This is a genomic window from Streptomyces sp. NPDC015345 (assembly GCF_043078805.1).
In the GTDB taxonomy this organism is placed as follows: Bacteria; Actinomycetota; Actinomycetes; order Streptomycetales; family Streptomycetaceae; genus Streptomyces.
In genome coordinates this window covers 90,305-108,200 of the sequence record NZ_JBIBTX010000011.1, presented here as the reverse complement: position 1 = coordinate 108,200, position 17,896 = coordinate 90,305, and the positions used below count along the sequence as shown (strand labels likewise).

The 17,896-nt window shown below is 71.3% G+C and carries 18 protein-coding genes and 1 tRNA gene; 11 read left to right on the top strand and 8 right to left on the bottom strand.

Features of this window, described 5'->3' with window-relative positions:
* Positions 1 to 304 precede the first annotated feature (304 nt).
* Together ACF062_RS34990 and ACF062_RS34985 are read left to right on the top strand one after the other, a co-directional pair.
* Positions 305 to 832 carry a YwqJ-related putative deaminase gene (locus ACF062_RS34990; RefSeq protein WP_392143820.1) on the top strand — a complete coding sequence of 176 codons (528 nt, stop codon included), beginning with the start codon at positions 305 to 307 and terminating at the stop codon, positions 830 to 832.
* Between the two features lie 46 nt (positions 833 to 878).
* The gene (locus ACF062_RS34985; RefSeq protein ID WP_392143615.1) at positions 879 to 1,397 is read left to right on the top strand and encodes an SUKH-3 domain-containing protein; all 519 of its coding nucleotides are present in this window, start codon (positions 879 to 881) and stop codon (positions 1,395 to 1,397) included.
* 316 nt (positions 1,398 to 1,713) lie between these two features.
* Here the strand turns inward: ACF062_RS34985 and ACF062_RS34980 are convergent, their stop codons facing one another.
* Positions 1,714 to 3,051 carry a sensor histidine kinase gene (locus ACF062_RS34980; protein WP_392143614.1) on the bottom strand — a complete coding sequence of 446 codons (1,338 nt, stop codon included), beginning with the start codon at positions 3,049 to 3,051 and terminating at the stop codon, positions 1,714 to 1,716.
* 209 nt (positions 3,052 to 3,260) lie between these two features.
* Between ACF062_RS34980 and ACF062_RS34975 the strand changes: the two genes are divergently transcribed.
* From ACF062_RS34975 to pth, 5 genes are all read left to right on the top strand, one after another.
* A tRNA-Gln gene (locus ACF062_RS34975) sits at positions 3,261 to 3,333 on the top strand.
* 132 nt (positions 3,334 to 3,465) lie between these two features.
* Positions 3,466 to 4,914, top strand: coding sequence for a bifunctional UDP-N-acetylglucosamine diphosphorylase/glucosamine-1-phosphate N-acetyltransferase GlmU (glmU, locus tag ACF062_RS34970; protein ID WP_392143613.1), 1,449 nt, complete (start codon positions 3,466 to 3,468; stop codon positions 4,912 to 4,914).
* 116 nt (positions 4,915 to 5,030) lie between these two features.
* Entirely contained in the window at positions 5,031 to 6,005 is a 975-nt protein-coding gene (locus ACF062_RS34965; protein ID WP_223775080.1) for a ribose-phosphate diphosphokinase, read from the top strand.
* Between the two features lie 165 nt (positions 6,006 to 6,170).
* On the top strand, positions 6,171 to 6,764 hold the full coding sequence (locus ACF062_RS34960; RefSeq protein ID WP_223775081.1) for a 50S ribosomal protein L25/general stress protein Ctc: 594 nt from the start codon (positions 6,171 to 6,173) through the stop codon (positions 6,762 to 6,764).
* 78 nt (positions 6,765 to 6,842) lie between these two features.
* On the top strand, positions 6,843 to 7,439 hold the full coding sequence (pth, locus tag ACF062_RS34955; RefSeq protein WP_392143612.1) for an aminoacyl-tRNA hydrolase: 597 nt from the start codon (positions 6,843 to 6,845) through the stop codon (positions 7,437 to 7,439).
* A 72-nt stretch (positions 7,440 to 7,511) separates the two neighbouring features.
* On the opposite strand, the gene ppc is transcribed toward pth, so the two are convergent.
* Positions 7,512 to 10,256 carry a phosphoenolpyruvate carboxylase gene (gene ppc / locus ACF062_RS34950; RefSeq protein ID WP_392143611.1) on the bottom strand — a complete coding sequence of 915 codons (2,745 nt, stop codon included), beginning with the start codon at positions 10,254 to 10,256 and terminating at the stop codon, positions 7,512 to 7,514.
* A 258-nt stretch (positions 10,257 to 10,514) separates the two neighbouring features.
* Between ppc and ACF062_RS34945 the strand changes: the two genes are divergently transcribed.
* Together ACF062_RS34945 and ACF062_RS34940 are read left to right on the top strand one after the other, a co-directional pair.
* Positions 10,515 to 11,525: an acyl-CoA desaturase gene (locus ACF062_RS34945; protein ID WP_392143610.1), complete on the top strand. Its 1,011-nt coding sequence runs from the start codon at positions 10,515 to 10,517 to the stop codon at positions 11,523 to 11,525.
* The gene (locus ACF062_RS34940; RefSeq protein ID WP_223775085.1) at positions 11,522 to 12,208 is read left to right on the top strand and encodes a TetR/AcrR family transcriptional regulator; all 687 of its coding nucleotides are present in this window, start codon (positions 11,522 to 11,524) and stop codon (positions 12,206 to 12,208) included. Before ACF062_RS34945 ends, ACF062_RS34940 begins: the two co-directional genes overlap by 4 nt.
* A gap of 27 nt (positions 12,209 to 12,235) precedes the next feature.
* Here ACF062_RS34940 and ACF062_RS34935 read toward each other — a convergent pair whose 3' ends face one another.
* From ACF062_RS34935 to ACF062_RS34925, 3 genes are all read right to left on the bottom strand, one after another.
* Positions 12,236 to 12,856 carry a Uma2 family endonuclease gene (locus tag ACF062_RS34935; RefSeq protein ID WP_392143609.1) on the bottom strand — a complete coding sequence of 207 codons (621 nt, stop codon included), beginning with the start codon at positions 12,854 to 12,856 and terminating at the stop codon, positions 12,236 to 12,238.
* 124 nt (positions 12,857 to 12,980) lie between these two features.
* Positions 12,981 to 13,343 (bottom strand): VOC family protein, encoded by a 363-nt coding sequence (locus tag ACF062_RS34930; RefSeq protein ID WP_392143608.1) that lies wholly within the window; start codon positions 13,341 to 13,343, stop codon positions 12,981 to 12,983.
* Positions 13,343 to 14,188: a trans-aconitate 2-methyltransferase gene (locus ACF062_RS34925; protein ID WP_392143607.1), complete on the bottom strand. Its 846-nt coding sequence runs from the start codon at positions 14,186 to 14,188 to the stop codon at positions 13,343 to 13,345. Before ACF062_RS34925 ends, ACF062_RS34930 begins: the two co-directional genes overlap by 1 nt.
* Before the next feature lie 119 nt (positions 14,189 to 14,307).
* On the opposite strand from ACF062_RS34925, the gene tamR reads away from it, so the two are divergent.
* A complete protein-coding gene (tamR, locus tag ACF062_RS34920) occupies positions 14,308 to 14,805 on the top strand; it encodes a MarR family transcriptional regulator TamR (RefSeq protein ID WP_392143606.1) in 498 nt (165 codons plus the stop codon).
* Here tamR and ACF062_RS34915 read toward each other — a convergent pair.
* Positions 14,764 to 15,540, bottom strand: a complete 777-nt coding sequence (locus tag ACF062_RS34915) for a response regulator transcription factor (RefSeq protein ID WP_223775089.1) — start codon at positions 15,538 to 15,540, stop codon at positions 14,764 to 14,766. The two genes, tamR and ACF062_RS34915, sit on opposite strands and share 42 nt — an antisense overlap.
* A 285-nt stretch (positions 15,541 to 15,825) precedes the next feature.
* Between ACF062_RS34915 and ACF062_RS34910 the strand changes: the two genes are divergently transcribed.
* Positions 15,826 to 16,269, top strand: a complete 444-nt coding sequence (locus tag ACF062_RS34910; RefSeq protein ID WP_392143605.1) for a GNAT family N-acetyltransferase — start codon at positions 15,826 to 15,828, stop codon at positions 16,267 to 16,269.
* A 14-nt stretch (positions 16,270 to 16,283) separates the two neighbouring features.
* Here the strand turns inward: ACF062_RS34910 and ACF062_RS34905 are convergent, their stop codons facing one another.
* Positions 16,284 to 16,631 carry a DoxX family protein gene (locus ACF062_RS34905; protein WP_392143604.1) on the bottom strand — a complete coding sequence of 116 codons (348 nt, stop codon included), beginning with the start codon at positions 16,629 to 16,631 and terminating at the stop codon, positions 16,284 to 16,286.
* Positions 16,632 to 16,740: 109 nt separating this feature from the next.
* Entirely contained in the window at positions 16,741 to 17,895 is a 1,155-nt protein-coding gene (gene galK / locus ACF062_RS34900; protein ID WP_392143603.1) for a galactokinase, read from the bottom strand.
* Between the last annotated feature and the right edge of the window lies 1 nt (position 17,896).

Here is a 17,896-nt window from a genome sequence, read left to right as displayed (position 1 = left end):
TCCGCGGATTCTCGGTCCCGCGGATGCCGACACAGCCTATGCGTAAGGACGACACGGGTCACCGGGCCTCCGGTTCCATGACCAGCAGCCACCGGACGGTCACCGTGCGGCGAAACCTCTTCAAAGCCAGGCGTGTCGCAGTGCCCCAGCTTCCGCATCACCCGCCCCATTTGACAGGCTGTCCCCCGCGACGCGGGGGCGTGGCACAGCGGTGACGGCCGCGAGCAGGGGGAGGGACAACAGCACGATGCACACGGCACAGAGCGGCACGACCGGTCAGACGCTGTCCACGACGGCGGCCACCATGCCACCCACGGCGGCATCCGCCGGCGGCGAGGCGGCGGCCGCCGCCTCCGGCGACCCACGCGTCGGCTGGAGCAGTACCGCCGCCCTCGCGCCCATCCTGCGCCAGCGCCGCGACGGCATCCTGCCGACCGTCGCCGCCGCGCTCTCCGTACGCGGCCAGACCACGCTCACCTGCACCGCGGGCCGCGGCGAGGAACCACCCGCGCTGCACCCGCTCGTCCAGGACTTCCTCGACACCCTCACCAGCGGCCAGCGCGAACGCTTCACCGGCCGCTGCGCCGAAGCCATCCTCATCTCGCGCCACCTCACGGCGGCGGACGCGAGCCGCTCCAAGCGGGCCGCGCGCAAGCCCATGACCAACGGTGAGGCCCGCAAGGCCCTCAAGCACGCCAGACTCACCACGCGCCGGATCCGCGAGGACGGCGACCCCCTGCACGGCTCCTTCGCGCCGCTCTGCCGCTCCTGTACCGCCCTCACGGCGCACTTCGGCGTACGGGTCGTGGACCCGACGGCGACCGAAGCCTGACCGCCGCCCCTCCACGCGACCGCCCCGACCGAACAAGGGCCACCCCATGCACGCCGACCACAGCACCACCACCGCCGTCCCTGCGGGCGGCAGCACCCGCTTCCCCGTCCCCGTCGACGCCGCCCTGCGCGCGGCCGGCTGGCGGCCGGGACACTGGGACATCAAGCAGGCCGAGATCTGGGCCGACGTCCTGCGCCGCCACACCTCACCCGCCGGACACCGCCACGCCGTCTTCCCCGCCGCCGTCGAGGCCTGGGCGGAATTCGGCGGGCTGCACATCACCCCACAGGGCCCCGGCCGCCAGATAGCCCCGGCCACCATCCACCTCGACCCGATGTACGGCCTCCACCTCGCCCGCACCCTCGGCGACCTCGGCCGCGCCCTCGACTCCGAGGTGTGCCCCATCGGTGAGGAGACGGACACCCAGGCGCTGCTCGCCATCGACGCCGACGGCCGCGTGTACAGCCTCGACCACAGCGGCGACTGGTTCCTCGGCGCCCACCTCGACCAGGCCCTGGCCACCCTGATCACCGGCGCCCAGCCGACCCGCCTCTCAGCAACCTGACCCCCAGCACGCACGAGCCCGTTCCCGGCGCCCGCAGTCAAACGTGGGCCAGAGAGAGGGCACGAGCCACGACGGGCCCGCAGCCGCCCACGCACCCGAGGGGACGTGGGGGTATGTGCGCGCGGAGCACAGTGGTGGTCACCAGGGCCCCGAAGCAACAAAACGCCCGCGCCAAGATAGCGAGCACGGACATACCCCCACGGCCCCGCCCCCAAAACGACCACCGGCACCCCCACGCACCCGCACACGCACCCCACCGCTACCGCACCCTCAGACAGGCACCCCCCGTACCCCCATCCCCACCACTACCCCAGCCCTACCCCACCCCCGGAACCGCCGCCGGCAGCACCGCCGACACGCGGAAACCGCCCCCATCCGTCGGCCCCGACACGAAGACGCCGCCGAGCCCCGTCACCCGCTCCTTCATCCCCACCAGACCATTGCCCCCGCTCGGCAGCCGCGCATCCGCCGTCGACCCCGCCTCCGGCGGCGGCTCGTTCTCCACCTGCATCGCGATCTCCGCAGCCCGATGCGCCAACCTCACATACGTCTTCGCACCCGCCGCGTGCTTGTGGACGTTGGTCAACGCCTCCTGCACCACCCGGTACGCCGTCTGCTCCACATCGGCGGCATAGCCACGCGGCTCCCCCTCCACCGACAGGTCCACCGCCATGCCCGCGGCCCGCGACTGCCCCACCAGCTCGTCCAGCTCCGCCAGGCACGGACCGTCCTCGTCCACCGCACGCGACGCCGCGGCCGCCGCCGCGTACCCCACGGCGGCCAACGGCACCGGCTCCACCGGCTCCACGGGCTGCGCGCGCCTGCCGCCGTCGCCCGTACGCAGCACCCCGAGCATCTCCCGCAGCTCCGTCAGCGCCTGCCGGCCCATGTCACCGACCAGCGCCGCGTTCTTCACCGCCTTCTCCGGGTCCTTCCTCGCCACCGCCTGCAACGCCGCCGCGTGCACCACCATCAGACTCACCCGGTGCGCCACCACGTCGTGCATCTCGCGGGCGATCCGCGTCCGCTCCTCGCCCCGCGCCCACTCCGCGCGCTCCTCCGCCCGCTCGGCAAGGAGCTGAAGCTCCCGTTCCAGATCGTCCGCCCGCTCCCGCAGGCTCTCCATCAGCCGCCGCCGCGCCCCCACATACAGCCCGAGCAGCACCGGCGGAGCCGTCACACCGATCGCCGCGGCCACCGCGAAGAACGGCACGTACTCGCTTCCGATCGGCGGATGCGCCCCCTCCTCCGCGAGATCCCGGCTGGCCCGCACCATCGTGACGATCAGCGTCCCCGCCATCGACATGCCCGCGAGCGCGCCCGTGATCCGGCGCGGCAGCTCCGAGGCCGCCAGCGAGTACAGGCCGACGATCGTCAGCAGAAAGCCCATCTGGGCGGGAGTGATCGCGATGGCTATCAGCACCACGGCGACGGGCCAGCGGCGGCGGAACAGCAGCGAGGAGCCCGCGAGCACCCCGAAGCCGACACCCACCGCCGTCGGCAGCCCCGCGTCCTTCGCGAACGCGATCCCCTCGGCCCCGCACTCGGCCGCGGACACCGCCGCGAGCCCCACATCCAACGCGGCCCCGAGCCGCCTCTCCCACCACCACGGCCCGGTCAAGGCCGCGGTGTGGTCGTCCCCCGTCGTGGTCATGCCTTCCAGCGTACGGGCGTTCCTCCCCGGTTTTCCGGTGAGTTTCCGGCGCGGTGATCCAGCCGCCGGGTCCGGGTGCCGACGAGCCGCCCGTGATCCACGCCGAGCAAAGTGCCGATCTCCACCGTCGCGTCGAAGGGCCTTGGTACGGCATAGTGTTGGGGGCCGACTCGGCAACCTGACCGGATGTCCGGTTTAGTCGAGTTTCATCCCCCATGGTGTAATCAGGCAGCACTGCGGTTTTTGGTACCGTCTGTTCAGGTTCGAATCCTGATGGGGGAGCTGCGCTTTTCGTCGGGTCCTGACCGCCACGGTCAGGACCCGCCCCCATTTCCACCCCCCTACGCCCCGGTATCCTGCGGATGTCCACCCCACCCAGGCACCCCAAGCCATCCGAAGCCGAAGGGCACCCCCGTGAGCGCAACCTGCCCGGCAGCCGTCGTCGTCCTCGCAGCGGGTGAGGGCACCCGCATGAAGTCGGACCTGCCCAAGGTCCTGCACGAGATCTGCGGCCGTTCCCTCATCGGGCACGTGCTGCACGCCGCCTCCGCGCTCTCGCCCGAGCAGCTCGTCACCGTCGTCGGCTTCCAGAGCGACCAGGTCCGCGAGCACCTCGGCGCCATCGCGCCGCAGGTCCGCACCGCCTACCAGGCCGAGCAGAACGGCACGGGACACGCCGTCCGCATCGGTCTCGAGGAGCTCGGCGGCTCCGTGGAGGGCACCGTCATCGTCGTCTGCGGCGACACCCCGCTGCTGACCGGCGCCACGCTCCAGAAGCTCGCCGCGACCCACACCGGCGAGGGCAACGCCGTGACCGTGCTGACCGCCGAGGTGCCGGACGCGACCGGCTACGGCCGCATCGTGCGCGACGGCGTGAACGGCGCGGTCACCGCGATCGTCGAGCACAAGGACGCCACCGAGTCGCAGCGCGCCATCCGCGAGATCAACTCCGGAGTCTTCGCCTTCGACGGCCGGCTGCTCGCGGAAGCCCTCGGCAAGGTCCGCACGGACAACAGCCAGGGCGAGGAGTACCTCACGGACGTGCTGGGAATCCTGCGCGAGGCCGGGCACCGGGTCGGCGCGTCGATCGCGGAGGACCACCAGGAGATCGCGGGCATCAACAACCGCGTTCAACTCGCCGAGGCCCGCCGGACCTTGAACGACCGGCTGCTCACGGCGGCGATGCTCGACGGCGTCACCGTCGTCGACCCGGCCTCGACGTGGGTCGACGCGACCGTCACCTTCGAGCGGGACGCCGTCGTGCACCCGGGCACGCAGCTGCACGGAGCCACGCATCTGGGCAAGGGCGCCGAGGTGGGGCCGAACGCGCGGCTGACGGACACGAAGGTGGGCCCGGGGGCCCGGGTCGACAACAGCGTCGCGAACGGCGCGGAGATCGGGGAGCGGGCGAACGTCGGCCCGTTCGCGTATCTGCGGCCGGGCACCCGGCTTGGGGTGCAGGCCAAGGCGGGTACATATGTGGAGATGAAGAACGCGACGATCGGTGACGGTTCGAAGGTGCCGCACCTGTCGTACGTGGGTGACGCGACGATCGGTGAGCACTCCAACATCGGCGCCGCGAGTGTCTTCGTGAACTACGACGGCGAGGCGAAGCACCACACCACGGTGGGGTCCCACTGCCGGACCGGCTCGGACAACATGTTTGTGGCTCCTGTCACGGTCGGGGACGGTGCCTACACCGCCGCCGGGTCCGTGATCACCAAGGACGTGCCGGCGGGTTCGCTGGCCGTCGCCCGGGGCCAGCAGCGGAATATCGAGGGCTGGGTGGCCCGCAAGCGTCCGGGGAGCGCGGCCGCGAAGGCGGCCGAGGCGGCATCCCGGGAGGCGGACGGCGCAAGCTGACCGGAAACAGGTGCGCCTGACACGGCGTACCGTGATAGGTGCACACATTCGGCCGACTCGTCGCATCGGGACGCGTGAGTACGGCAGCGGGAAGAACTCTCTGAGGAGACAGTGCTGTGACCGGGATCAAGACGACCGGCGAGAAGAAGTTGATGCTCTTCTCCGGCCGCGCCCACCCCGAGTTGGCCGAGGAGGTCGCACACAAGCTGGGTGTCGGCATCGTGCCGACGAAGGCCTTCGATTTCGCCAACGGCGAGATCTACGTCCGCTACCAGGAGTCGGCGCGTGGCGCCGACTGCTTCTTGATCCAGAGCCACACCGCTCCGATCAACAAGTGGATCATGGAGCAGCTGATCATGATCGACGCGCTGAAGCGCGCGTCGGCCCGCTCCATCACCGTCATCGTGCCGTTCTACGGTTACGCCCGTCAGGACAAGAAGCACCGCGGGCGTGAACCGATCTCGGCGCGCATGGTCGCCGACCTGATGAAGACCGCGGGCGCGGACCGCATCCTCACGGTCGACCTGCACACGGACCAGATCCAGGGCTTCTTCGACGGCCCGGTGGACCACCTCTTCGCGCTGCCGATCCTCGCGGACTACGTGGGCGCGAAGGTCGACCGCACGAAGCTGACCGTCGTCTCCCCCGACGCGGGCCGCGTGCGCGTCGCCGACCGCTGGTGCGACCGTCTGGGCGCGCCGCTGGCGATCGTCCACAAGCGCCGCGACAAGGACGTCGCGAACCAGGTCACCGTCCACGAGGTCGTCGGTGAGGTGCAGGGCCGCGTGTGCGTCCTGGTCGACGACATGATCGACACGGGTGGCACGATCTGCGCCGCCGCCGACGCGCTGTTCGCGCACGGCGCGGAGGACGTCATCGTGACGGCGACGCACGGTGTGCTGTCCGGTCCGGCCGCCGACCGCCTGAAGAACTCGAAGGTCAGCGAGTTCGTGTTCACGGACACGCTGCCGACGCCGGGCGAGCTGGAGCTCGACAAGATCACGGTGCTGTCGATCGCGCCGACGATCGCGAACGCGGTGCGCGAGGTCTTCGAGGACGGTTCGGTGACGAGCCTCTTCGAGGAGCAGTAAAGATCCTTTTGGGTGTGGCCTCCCGGCCGAGTAGACTGCTGAAGTTGCTCGGCGAGGGAGGCCTCACCTTTTTGGTGGGGCGGTCCGTTATCGACGCGCTCTTCGTAGCAGGCCAGTCGTATGGCCGGGTAACCCCATCCGACACCTGTTGTACGAGGAGTGCACATGTCCGAGGTCAAGATCTCCGCCGAGGTCCGTACGGAGTTCGGCAAGGGCGCTTCGCGCCGCGTCCGCCGCGAGAACAAGGTTCCCGGCGTCCTCTACGGCCACGGTGCCGACCCGGTCCACCTGACCCTGCCGGGCCACGAGCTGCTGCTCGCCCTGCGTACCCCGAACGTCCTGATCTCCCTGGACGTCGACGGCAAGACCCAGCTGGCCATCCCGAAGGCCGTGCAGCGTGACGCCCTCCGTCAGGGCATCCTGAAGCACGTCGACCTGCTGCTCGTGCGCAGCGGCGAGAAGGTCACGGTCGAGATCCCGGTCCACACCGAGGGCGAGCTGGCCCCGGGCAGCAACCTGCTCGAGCACGTGCTGAACACGCTGCCGGTCGAGGCCGAGGCCACGCACATCCCGACCGAGGTCACCGTCTCCATCGCGGGCCTGGACGCCGGTGCGTCCATCCTCGCCAAGGACATCCCGCTGCCCGCCGGCTCCAAGCTGGCGATCGACGAGGACGCGGTCGTCATCCAGGTCCTGGCCGCGCAGGCCGAGGAGGCCCCGGCCGAGGGCGCCGAGGGCGACGCGTCCGCCGAGGCCTGATCCTCGCGACGCACATCCGGCACGGCAGCCGCCGCTCCTTCGGGGGCGGCGGCTGCCGCGTATGAAGGAGACACGCACGTGACGACCGACGCCAACGCCCCCTGGCTGATCGCGGGCCTGGGCAACCCCGGCCCCGAGTACGCCATGAACCGGCACAACGTGGGTTTCATGGTGGCCGACCTGCTCGCGCACCGCATCGGCGCCAAGTTCAAGCGGGCCGCGAAGGCGCAGGCCCAGGTGGTCGAGGGCCGGATCGGGGCGCCGGGTCCGGCGAGCCGCCGGGTGATCCTCGTGAAGCCCATGTCGTACATGAACGTCTCGGGTGGTCCGGTGACGGCGCTGCGTGACTTCTACAAGGTGCCGACGGAGCACATCGTCGCCGTCCATGACGAGCTGGACATCGACTACGGCACGCTTCGGCTGAAGCTGGGCGGTGGCGACAACGGCCACAACGGTCTGAAGTCGATGACGAAGGCGATGGGTCCGGACTACCACCGGGTGCGGTTCGGGATCGGCCGCCCGCCGGGCCGGATGCAGGTCGCGGACTTCGTGCTGAAGGACTTCTCGTCGACGGAGCGCAAGGAGCTGGACTACCTGGTGGACCGGGCGGCGGACGCGGTGGAGGCCCTGATCACCGAGGGCCTGGAGCGGGCACAGAGCACGTACAACTCCTGAGGGACGCCCCGTGAGGAGCGCCCCGAAGGGGCGCGGGGAACTGCGCGACCAGCCCCCACGCGCCCGCGGGAGTCAGCCGGTGTTCCGCAACCCGGCCGCGACACCGTTGACGGTGAGAAGCAACGCCCGGCCGAGCAACGGGTCCGGCTCCTCCCCCGCCGCCGCCGCGTCCCGCTGCCGCTTGAGCAGCGCGACCTGGAGATACGAGATCGGGTCGAGGTAGGCGTCGCGGATCGCGAAGGTCTGCCGCAACGCCGGGTGCGACCCGAGCAGTTCGCTCTCCCCCGTGACGCGCAGGACCTCGCGGACGGTCAGCTCGTGCTCTTCCTCGATCATGGCGAAGACGTGCTTGAGCTCGTCCGGCACGAGGGTGTCCACGTAGTGCCTGGCGATCCGCAGGTCCGTCTTCGCGAGCGTCATCTCGACGTTGGAGATGAAGTTCCGGAAGAAGTGCCAGTGCTCTTGCATCTCGTCGAGCACGGTGTCGAGACCGGCCTCGCGCAGCGCCTTGAGGCCGGAGCCGACACCGAACCAGCCGGGCACGATCTGCCGGGACTGGGTCCAGCCGAAGACCCACGGGATGGCCCGCAGGCCGTCGAGCGAGACGCCTGAGCCGGGGCGGCGGGACGGCCGCGAGCCGAGGTGCAGGTCGGCGAGCTGGTCGACCGGCGTCGACGCGAGGAAGTACGTCGGCAGGTCCGGGTCCTCGACCAGGCGCCGGTACGCGGAGTGCGCGGCGTCCGAGACGACGTCCATGGCGGCGTCCCAGCGGGCGAGGGCCTCGTCGGACTGGCGCGGCGCGGTGTGCAGGGCGGAGGCCTGGAGCGTCGCCGCGACGGTCAGTTCGAGGTTCTCACGGGCCAGGGACGGCACGAGGTACTTGTCGGAGATGACCTCGCCCTGCTCGGTCACCTTGATCTCGCCCTCCAGGGTGCCCCAGGGCTGGGCTAGGATCGCGTCGTGCGAGGGGCCGCCGCCGCGGCCGACGGTGCCGCCGCGGCCGTGGAAGAGGCGCAGCCGTACGCCGTACCGGTGGGCGACGTCACGCAGCCGCCGCTGCGCCCGGTGGATCTCCCACTGGCTCGTGGTGATGCCGCCGAACTTGGAGGAGTCGGAGTACCCGAGCATGACCTCCTGCACGTCACCGCGGAGCGCGACCAGCCTGCGGTACGACGGGTCGGCGAGCATCTCGTCGAGGATGACGTCGGCGGCGCGCAGCTCGTCGGTGGTCTCCAGGAGCGGCACGATGCCGATCTTGGCCCAGCCGGCGTGCAGGTCGATGAGGCCCGCCTCGCGGGCGAGGACGGCGGCGGCGAAGACGTCGTCGGCGCCCTGGCACATCGAGATGATGTACGACTCGACGACCTCGGGGCCGAAGACCTCAAGGGCCTTCTTGACGGTGAGGAAGACGCCGAGGGTCTTCTCGCCGGCGGCGTCGAGCGGTGCCGGGGACGGCGCGAGCGGGCGCCGGGAGCGGAGCTCCTTGGCGAGCAGCTTCTGGCGGTACTCGCGGGGCATGTCCGTGTAGCGCCAGGACTCCTCGCCAAGACGATCGAACAGCTGACCGAGCGCGTGGTGGTGGGCGTCGGCGTGCTCGCGTACGTCCATGGTGGCCAGCTGGAGGCCGAAGGCGGCGAGCGTGCGGATGGTGCGGTTCATCCGGCCGTCGGCGAACAGGGCGCCCTTGTGCTCGCGCAGCGACGTCTGGATGAGCGTCAGGTCGTCCAGCAGCTCGCTCGTACCGAGGTAGTCGCGGCCGGGCTCGTGGGCGGTGCCCCTGGCGAGGCGCTGCTTGGTGTTCTCCAGCTTCTGCCGGATGCAGGTGGCCTTGAGGCGGTACGGCTCCTCGGCGTTGAGCCGCTTGTAGCGGGGGCTGATCTCCGGGAGGCGCTCCAGGTCGCCCTGGAGGGAGGCCTTCAGCTCGTCGGTGGCTCCGGTGTAGCGGATGGAGTTGGAGAGGAAGCCGCGCAGCTCGTCGATGATGTCGAGCGCGTCGTTGATGCCGTGCTCGTGCTGGAGGATCAGGACGTCCCAGGTGACGGCGGGCGTCACGTTGGGGTTGCCGTCGCGGTCGCCGCCGATCCAGGTGCCGAAGCTGAGGGGGCGGGTGCCCTCGGGCAGCTGGACGCCGACGCGCTCCAGCTCGGCGGTGAGGTCTTCGAGTACGTCCCCGACGGCGCCGGCGTGCAGCTCGTCGAGGTAGTAGATGGCGTTGCGGGCCTCGTCGGCGGGCTCGGGGCGGACCACGCGCAGCTCGTCGGTCTGCCAGACGAGGTCGATGTTCTCGGCCAGGCGGGTGTCGTGGCGGCGCCGGTCGGAGTCGATGACCGGGGTCTCCAGGAGCTCGGCCACGCGGCGGAGCTTGTTGAGGACCGAGCGGCGGGCGGCCTCGGTGGGGTGCGCGGTGAAGACGGGCCGCACATTGAGGTGCTGCACGGTCTGGCGCAGGTGGTCGGGGTCGGCGTCCTTGAGGCGGTCCGCGGTGCGGGCGAGGAGACCGCCCTCGGTGGCGCGCCGGGCACGCAGCTCGCGGCCGCGGTGGACCTGCTCCGTGACATTCGCCAGATGGAAGTACGTGGAGAAGGCGCGGACCAGCTTGGCCGCGGTCTCCAGTTCCGTGCCGCCGAGCAGCTTGGCGGCGGCCTCGCCGTCCTCGCGCGTCAGGCGGCGGACCTTCTCGACCAGTTCGAGTAGTTCGGGACCCTCCTGGCGTACGAGGGTCTCGCCGAGCAGGTCGCCGAGGCGGCGGATGTCGGCGCGCAGCTCGGTGCTGGCGGGGCTGGTGGCCTGGCGGCCCTGGTCGTCGGCACTGCTCACAGGTGCGGCTCCTTGCAGTGTTTGAAGCTCATCTGGGAGGGGTCCCGGTACGGGTCCGGGGAGTATCAGAGCGGACCGCGCTGTCCGACCGGTTCCAAGGATATGTGTCGTGTCGCGGCGCGGAAGTTTCGGCCACTTGCCGAGACGCTCCTCACTGCCATACTTACGACGCCGTAGGTTACGGAACCGTAGGAAGCGGAACCCGTACCTGTGCACCTTCTCTCCGACCTTGACCCTCGACCCCCAGGGGACGTGCCCATGACGACAGCTTCCGATGCGCCTTCCGAGACCGATGTGATCGACGACGCTCCCGCCCACAGGGTGGCGGCGTCCACCGAACCGCTTCCTCCCGCGACGCTGGGCGGTGAGCAGAAGCGGTCCGTGGAGCAGCTGGCCCTGCTCCTGTTCATCGTCGTCCCGTTCCTGGCGGTGCTCGCGGCGGTGCCGCTGGCGTGGGGGTGGGGGGTGAGCTGGCTGGATCTCGGCCTGCTCGTCTTCATGTACTACCTGGGGTGCCACGGCATCACGATCGGTTTCCACCGCTACTTCACGCACGGTTCCTTCAAGGCGAAGCGTCCGCTGCGGATCGCGCTGGCGGTCGCCGGTTCGATGGCCGTGGAGGGGCCGGTGGTGCGGTGGGTGGCCGATCACCGCAAGCACCACAAGTTCTCGGACGCGGAGGGTGACCCGCACTCGCCGTGGCGTTTCGGTGAGACGGTCCCGGCTCTGATGAAGGGCCTGTGGTGGGCGCACATCGGATGGATGTTCGACGAGGAGCGGACGTCGCAGGAGAAGTACGCGCCGGACCTGCTCAGGGACCCGGCGATCCGCCGGATCTCCCGGCAGTTCCTGTTCTGGACGATCGTCTCCCTCGCGATCCCGCCGCTGGTCGGCGGTCTGGTGACGATGTCGTGGTGGGGGGCGTTCACGGCGTTCTTCTGGGGCTCGCTGGTCCGCGTGGCGCTGCTGCACCACGTGACGTGGTCGATCAACTCCATCTGTCACGCGGTCGGCAAGCGTCCCTTCAAGTCCCGCGACCGCTCCGGCAACGTGTGGTGGCTGGCGGTGCTGTCGTGCGGCGAGTCCTGGCACAACCTCCACCACGCCGACCCGACGTCCGCGCGGCACGGCGTGATGAAGGGGCAGCTGGACTCGTCGGCGCGGATCATCCGCTGGTGCGAGCAGCTCGGCTGGGCGTACGACGTGCGGTGGCCGTCCAAGTCGCGCATCGACTCCCGCCGACAGCCGCAGGGCGCTGACGCGGCATGATGGACGACGTGGCGACCGACTCCAGCAATTCCAGCCCTGCCGGCAAAGAGAAGCAGCCCCGGCGCACCCGCCGGACCCGGATGACGGGTGCCGAGCGCCGGGAGCAGTTGCTGGACATCGGCCGCACGCTCTTCGCCTCGAAGGGCTTCGAGGGCACGTCGGTGGAGGAGATCGCGGCGAAGGCCGGGGTCTCCAAGCCGGTGGTGTACGAGCACTTCGGCGGCAAGGAGGGGCTGTACGCCGTGGTGGTGGACCGGGAGATGCGCCAGCTCCTGGACATGGTGACGAGCGCGCTCACCGCCGGGCACCCGCGGGAGCTCCTCGAACAGGCCGCCTTCGCCCTCCTCGACTACATCGAGACGTATACGGACGGCTTCCGCATCCTGGTCCGTGACTCGCCCGTGGCGCAGTCCACGGGCACCTTCGCCTCCCTCATCTCCGACATCGCCACGCAGGTGGAGGACATCCTGGGCCAGGAGTTCAAGGGCCGCGGCTTCGACCAGAAGCTGGCGCCGCTGTACGCGCAGGCGCTGGTCGGCATGGTCGCGCTGACGGGCCAGTGGTGGCTGGACGTCCGCAAGCCGAAGAAGGCGGAGGTCGCGGCGCACCTCGTGAACCTGGCCTGGCACGGCCTGGACGGCCTGGAGCCGAAGCCGCGGCTGATAGGCCACAGGAAGAGCTGACGCTCCTGTCTGTCCCGGGGGGCGCGGTCAGCCGCGCGTGATCTCCTCGCCGATGGCGAAGCCCTTGGCGGGGCCGCTCGGGACCTCCACCTCAGCGCCGTAAGGCACCCGTAGCTCGCCCTCGTAGATCGCCTTCTGCACGTTGGGCAGGGTCAGCACGAGGACGGCGCCGTCCTCGTCGAAGTCGTCGACGATCACGTAGACCGGGATGCCCGCGCGAGCGTACTCGCGGCGCTTGCGGACCCGGTCCCGCTCGATGTTGCGGCGGCCGGGTGACACGACCTCGATGACCATGGCGACTCCGGAGGCGTCGACGCCGAGGTCTTCTTCGTCGGGGACCTCGTCGAGGTCTTCGGGGGCGAGGAAGACGTCAGGGATCCAGGCTTTTTGGCGGTGGATGACATTGACGTCCTGGTACGCCGCGTAGTCACCGCCCGCCAAATGGCGGTTCAGCGCGCGGCTGAGACGGTTGCTGAGCACGCCGTGACGACGGCGACCGGTAGGCGACACCTCGATGGCTCCCTCGATGATCTCGGCGCGGTAGCCCTCGGGGAGATCCATGGCCTTCCACGCCTGCCACAGGATCTCGTCCAGGTCGGATACCGGGTTGTCCACCACGGGAGTCACCTCGTGTGCGAGAGCGGTCATCGTGCAGCACCTCCTCCATCAGTGTGGGCGCGGGCGCCACTGCGGCACAAGCGACACCGCGACGCTAGGGCGCGTGGCGCGCTCTCACCCGGAAAGTCCGGGGCCTTCACCCAAACGTGCGAGGTCAGGCCAAGGGTTCGAGGAATTCGAGCCGGTTCCCTACCGGGTCCTGCGAGTAGAACCGCCGGTGCCCCGGCAGGTTCTCGTCCCACGTCACCTCCGCGCCCCGCGCGGCCAGCCGTTCCGCGTACGCCTGGATGCCCCGCACCCGCAACCCCGGGTGCGCCTTCCTGGCAGGCCTGAAGTCCTCCTCGATGCCCAGGTGCAGCTGTACGCCGCCCGCAGCGAACCAGCAGCCGCCGCGCGCCGCGAGAGCGGGCGACTTCAGTGTCTCCGTCATGCCGAGGACGTCGACGTAGTACGTACGAAGGACCGGTTCGCTGTCCGGAGGGGCGGCGAGCTGTACGTGGTCGAGGGCCACCAGCATCAGACCTCGCCCCCTGCCCGCGCCACCACGAAGACCCGCCGGAAGGGGAACACCGTGCCCCCGCCCCCGGGCATCGCCGGGTAGGCCTCGCGCAGGAGGGCTCGGTACTCGCCCAGGAAGGCCTCCGTCGCCTCCTCGTCGTCCGCGAGCGCCGTCAGGACCGGGCGCAGGCCCGTCCCCTTGACCCAGTCCAGGACCGGGTCCTCGCCCTCCAGTACGTGCAGGTACGTCGTCTCCCACGCGTCGACCTCGCAGCCGAGCCCCGCCAGCCGCTCCAGATACGCCCCGGGCGTCAGCACCGCGTCCGCGTGCCGCAGGCGCCCGCCGAGCCGCTCACGCCACCGCGCACGCGCGCACAGGTCCCGCATCAGCACATGGCTGGGAGCGTCGAAGTTGCCGGGCACCTGGAAGGCGAACGTACCGCCGGGCGTGAGCGCGCGGAGCCAGGCGGGGAAGGAGTCCGCGTGGTCCGGCACCCACTGGAGGGTGGCGTTGGAGACGATCAGGTCGTACGTTCCCGGGTCCGGCGCCCAGGCGATGGCGTCGGCGGCGGCGAAGTCCAGGCGGCCGCCGCCCGGCGTGGGCCCCGCGTACCGCTCGGCTTCGGCCAGCATGTGCGGGGAGTTGTCGAAGCCGGTGATGTGCGCGTCGGGCCAGCGCCGGGCGAGCAGCCGTGTGACGTTGCCGGGCCCGCAGCCGAGGTCGGCGACGCGTGGCGGGCGGCCATCGGGGCGGGGCGGATCGGGGACGCGTGCCAGCAGGTCGACGAAGGGCCTGGCGCGGTGGTCGAAGTGGCGCAGGTACTGCGGCGGATCCCAGGTGGCGGCGGTCGCGGCGGCGGACATGGAGAGCCTCCTCATGGACGGCGGCGGCAGGTGTTCACACCCCTCGCCCCGTCATCCTCACCCGCAAGTATCTTGACGTCAAGAGACTTCACGTCGACAGACCCCCTACACTGATCGTCATGGAGGACGAGGTCGATCGGCTGGTCGCGGCGTGGCGCAGAGAGCGCCCGGACCTCGACGTGGAGCCACTCGAGGTGCTCAGCCGCGTGAGCAGGCTCGCGCGCCATCTGGACCGGGCCCGCAGACTCGCCTTCTCCGAGCATCAGCTGGAGCCGTGGGAGTTCGACGTCCTCACCTCGCTGCGGCGCGCGGGCGCGCCCTATCAGCTCTCCCCCGGCCAGCTCCTGACGCAGACCCTCGTGACGTCCGGGACGATGACGAACCGCATCGACCGCCTCGCGAAGAAGGGCCTCGTCGAGCGCCTGCCCGACCCCAGCGACCGGCGCGGCGTGCTCGTGCGCCTCACCACCGAGGGCCGGGACCGCGCCGACCAGGCCCTGGCCGGACTCCTGGAGCAGGAGCGGGCGATCCTCGGCGAGCTCTCCCGCGCCCAGCGGGGCGAACTGGCCGGGCTGCTACGCCAGTTGACCGCCCCGTTCGACAACATCCCCGGTTAGGTCGACCGGGCCGACACCGGCCCGGCGGGCGAGCGCGACCGCCGCGAGCGTGGAGTGGACGCCCAGCTTCCCGAGCACGTTCTGCATGTGCGTACGCACCGTGTGCGGGGAGAGGAAGAGGCGCTCGGCGACGGCCTTCCTGCCCAGGCCCGCCACCATGCAGCGCAGTACCTCGCGCTCGCGCGGGGTCAGGGACTCCACGAGGCGCTCGGACTCGGTGCGGTGCTTGCGGGCGGCGGTCAGCTCGCGCAGGACGCCGGTGAGCAGGGCGGGCGGCAGATGCGTCTCCTCCCGGAGCACGCCCCGGATGACGGTGAGCAGACGCGAGAGCGAGCAGTCCTTGGCGACCCAGCCACAGGCGCCGGCCTGGAGCGCGAGGGCCGCGCGGCGCGGGTCGTCCTTCTCGGCGAGCACCACGGTGCGTACGGCGGGCTGGCCGGTGCGGACGCCCGCGACCAGGGAGATGCCGTCGACGAGCCCCTCGGCGTTGCCGTCCTGGACGGGGACCGCGGGCCGGCTGCCGTGCAGGGCGCTCGCGGTGGCGCCGAGGTCGGCGTCGACCAGCAGCACGTCATATCTGCGGCCCTCGGCGACCGCTCGCTCCAGGCAGCGCAGCGCGGCCGGCCCGCTGCCCGCCGCGGACACCTCCACGTCGGGCTCGGCCGCCAGCGCCGCGGCCAGCGACTCGGCGAAGATGCGATGGTCGTCGACGACCAGGACTCGGATACGAACCACAGAAACCCCCTTCCCCGCGCTCCCGCAAGGAGCAGGGGATACCCCCGTCGGACACGTCGGGGAACGATCCGCGCGGGTACGGCGTCCGGGACAGGGGTCGCCGCGGTCGCACGGCCGCCGCCGCGCGTGCCCGCGCCCACCCCCATGCCGGGCGTCGTACCCGACTGTCTCGCCCCCCTGATCGGCGCCGGCCCCCACCGGCACTGTTCTTCAGAGTAGGGCCGCACGCCGGGAGCGGAAGGTGATTTGCAGAACTGATTGTCCGGCGCGTTTATGGTGAGCCGTATGTTTCGCATGGAGACAGGAGTCGACAAAGAGCGGCTGTCCCTGCTTCGTTCGCGGCTCGCCGCGACGAACACGGCGGCCTCCCCTCGGCTCCGCGCCCTGCGCGGAACGGCCGACGACCAGGAACTCCCGCTGGCACTCTGGGCGTTGGACGCGGCGGGTGATCTCGTGGCCGGTCTCGCCGGACACACCTGGGGCCGCTGGCTGCATGTGGACCTCCTCTGGGTCGACGACCGCTGCCGCGGCGCGGGCCTCGGCACCCGGCTGCTCGCCGAGGCGGAGCGGGTCGCCCGCGAGGAGCGGGGCTGCGTGGCATCGCGGGTGGAGACGTGGGACTTCCAGGCGCCGGGCTTCTACCGCGGCCAGGGGTACGAGCTGGTGTGCGTCATCCCCGACTACCCCGAGGGCGTCAAGGAGTTCACGCTCACCAAGCGGCTGGCCTGAGGGCCTGGCCGGGCTCAAGCCGCCGCCCCGAGGGCCAGGGCGCCGACGACCGGCGCCGCGTACACCAGGGGGAAGGGGATGTGCGCGTACCAGCGGGCCCGCACCACGGTGATCACCGCGCCGGTGAAGTACAGGACAAGGGCGATGCCGGCCGCGACCCCGACGACCGGCACGGCCAGGCCGACGAGCAGGCCAACGGCGCCCGCGGCCTTGGCGGCGCCGAGCCAGGGCAGCCATGTCATGGGGATGCCGTAGTCGGCCATGGGCTGGACGACCCACTTCGAGCGGAGGAAGACCGAGGCGGCCGAGAAGCCGGTCATCGCGGCGGCCAGGATGGTGACGACGACGTGCGCGGTGGACATCGGGAGTGCTCCTCAGTTGGCAGGCGCCGGGGCGCGTCCGCGCCCCGGCCAAGGGGTTGTTCACTGCCATGACGAGCCGCTCCGCGGGAGTGTGACCGCTCGGCGAGAATCAGATTTCCCGGCGGGCCCCCGCCGACGCCACCGCCGGGAAGACCCGGGGCGCCGTGAAGCCCGCGGCGGCGAAGGCCTCCAGGACGGACGCGGTGACCCGGTCGGCGTCGTCCGTCTCGACCAGGACGATCGCCGAGCCGCCGAAGCCGCCGCCGGTCATCCGGGCACCCAGCGCGCCCGCCGCGTTCGCCGTGCTCACCACCAGGTCCAGCTCCGGGCAGGAGATGCGCAGGTCGTCGCGGAGCGAGGCGTGGCCCTCGGTGAGGACGGGGCCGATCGCGCGGACGTCACCGGCGTCCAGGAGGCCGATGACCCGCTCGACGCGGTGGTCGTCGGAGACGATGTGGCGGACGTAGCGGCGGACCTTGTCGTCCGACAACTTGTCGAGCGCGGCGGGCAGTTCCTCGTACGCGATGTCGCGCAGGTGGCTGACGCCGAGGGCGCGGGCGCCTTCCTCGCAGCCGGCGCGGCGCTCGGCGTAGGCGCCGTCGCCGAGGGCGTGCTTGACCCGGGTGTCGACGACGAGGAGCCGCAGGCCCTCGGCCGCGAGGTCGAAGGGGACCTGGCGTATGGACAGGTCGCGGCAGTCCAGGTGCAGGGCGTGGCCGTCGGTGCAGCAGGCCGACGCCGTCTGGTCCATGACGCCGCAGGGGACGCCGACGAAGGCGTTCTCGGCGCGCTGGGCGAGCACGGCCAGTTCGGGTCGGGTCAGCCCGAGGCCGAACAGCTCGTCGAGGGCGAGCGCGGTCACGACCTCCAGGGCGGCCGACGAGGACAGTCCGGCTCCCGTCGGGACCGTGGAGGCCAGGTGCAGGTCGGCACCGGTGACGGGGTGTCCGGCGTCCCGCAGCGCCCAGACGACCCCGGCGGGGTAGGCGGCCCAGCCTCCGTCGGACAGCGGGGTCAGCTCGTCGACGCGCAGTTCGGCGAGCGGGGCGTCGAGGTCCGCGGAGTGCAGGCGCAGGACGCCGTCGGTGCGCCGGGCGACGGCGGCGACCGCGGTGTGCGGCAGGGCCAGCGGCAGCACGAAGCCTTCGTTGAAGTCCGTGTACTCGCCGATGAGGTTGACGCGGCCGGGGGCCGACCAGACCCCGTCCGGCGCGTACCCGTACAACTCCTCGAACCGCGCGGCGACTTCGGCTGCGGTGGCCATC

Coding starts and splice junctions, on each gene's coding strand:
- ACF062_RS34990 (WP_392143820.1), top strand. CDS start 305: ATGCCACCCACGGCGGCATCCGCCGGCGGCGAGGCGGCGGCCGCCGCC.
- ACF062_RS34985 (WP_392143615.1), top strand. CDS start 879: ATGCACGCCGACCACAGCACCACCACCGCCGTCCCTGCGGGCGGCAGC.
- ACF062_RS34980 (WP_392143614.1), bottom strand. CDS start 3,051: ATGACCACGACGGGGGACGACCACACCGCGGCCTTGACCGGGCCGTGG.
- ACF062_RS34960 (WP_223775081.1), top strand. CDS start 6,171: ATGTCCGAGGTCAAGATCTCCGCCGAGGTCCGTACGGAGTTCGGCAAG.
- ACF062_RS34945 (WP_392143610.1), top strand. CDS start 10,515: ATGACGACAGCTTCCGATGCGCCTTCCGAGACCGATGTGATCGACGAC.
- ACF062_RS34940 (WP_223775085.1), top strand. CDS start 11,522: ATGATGGACGACGTGGCGACCGACTCCAGCAATTCCAGCCCTGCCGGC.
- ACF062_RS34935 (WP_392143609.1), bottom strand. CDS start 12,856: ATGACCGCTCTCGCACACGAGGTGACTCCCGTGGTGGACAACCCGGTA.
- ACF062_RS34930 (WP_392143608.1), bottom strand. CDS start 13,343: ATGCTGGTGGCCCTCGACCACGTACAGCTCGCCGCCCCTCCGGACAGC.
- ACF062_RS34925 (WP_392143607.1), bottom strand. CDS start 14,188: ATGTCCGCCGCCGCGACCGCCGCCACCTGGGATCCGCCGCAGTACCTG.
- tamR (WP_392143606.1), top strand. CDS start 14,308: ATGGAGGACGAGGTCGATCGGCTGGTCGCGGCGTGGCGCAGAGAGCGC.
- ACF062_RS34910 (WP_392143605.1), top strand. CDS start 15,826: ATGTTTCGCATGGAGACAGGAGTCGACAAAGAGCGGCTGTCCCTGCTT.
- ACF062_RS34905 (WP_392143604.1), bottom strand. CDS start 16,631: ATGTCCACCGCGCACGTCGTCGTCACCATCCTGGCCGCCGCGATGACC.
- galK (WP_392143603.1), bottom strand. CDS start 17,895: ATGGCCACCGCAGCCGAAGTCGCCGCGCGGTTCGAGGAGTTGTACGGG.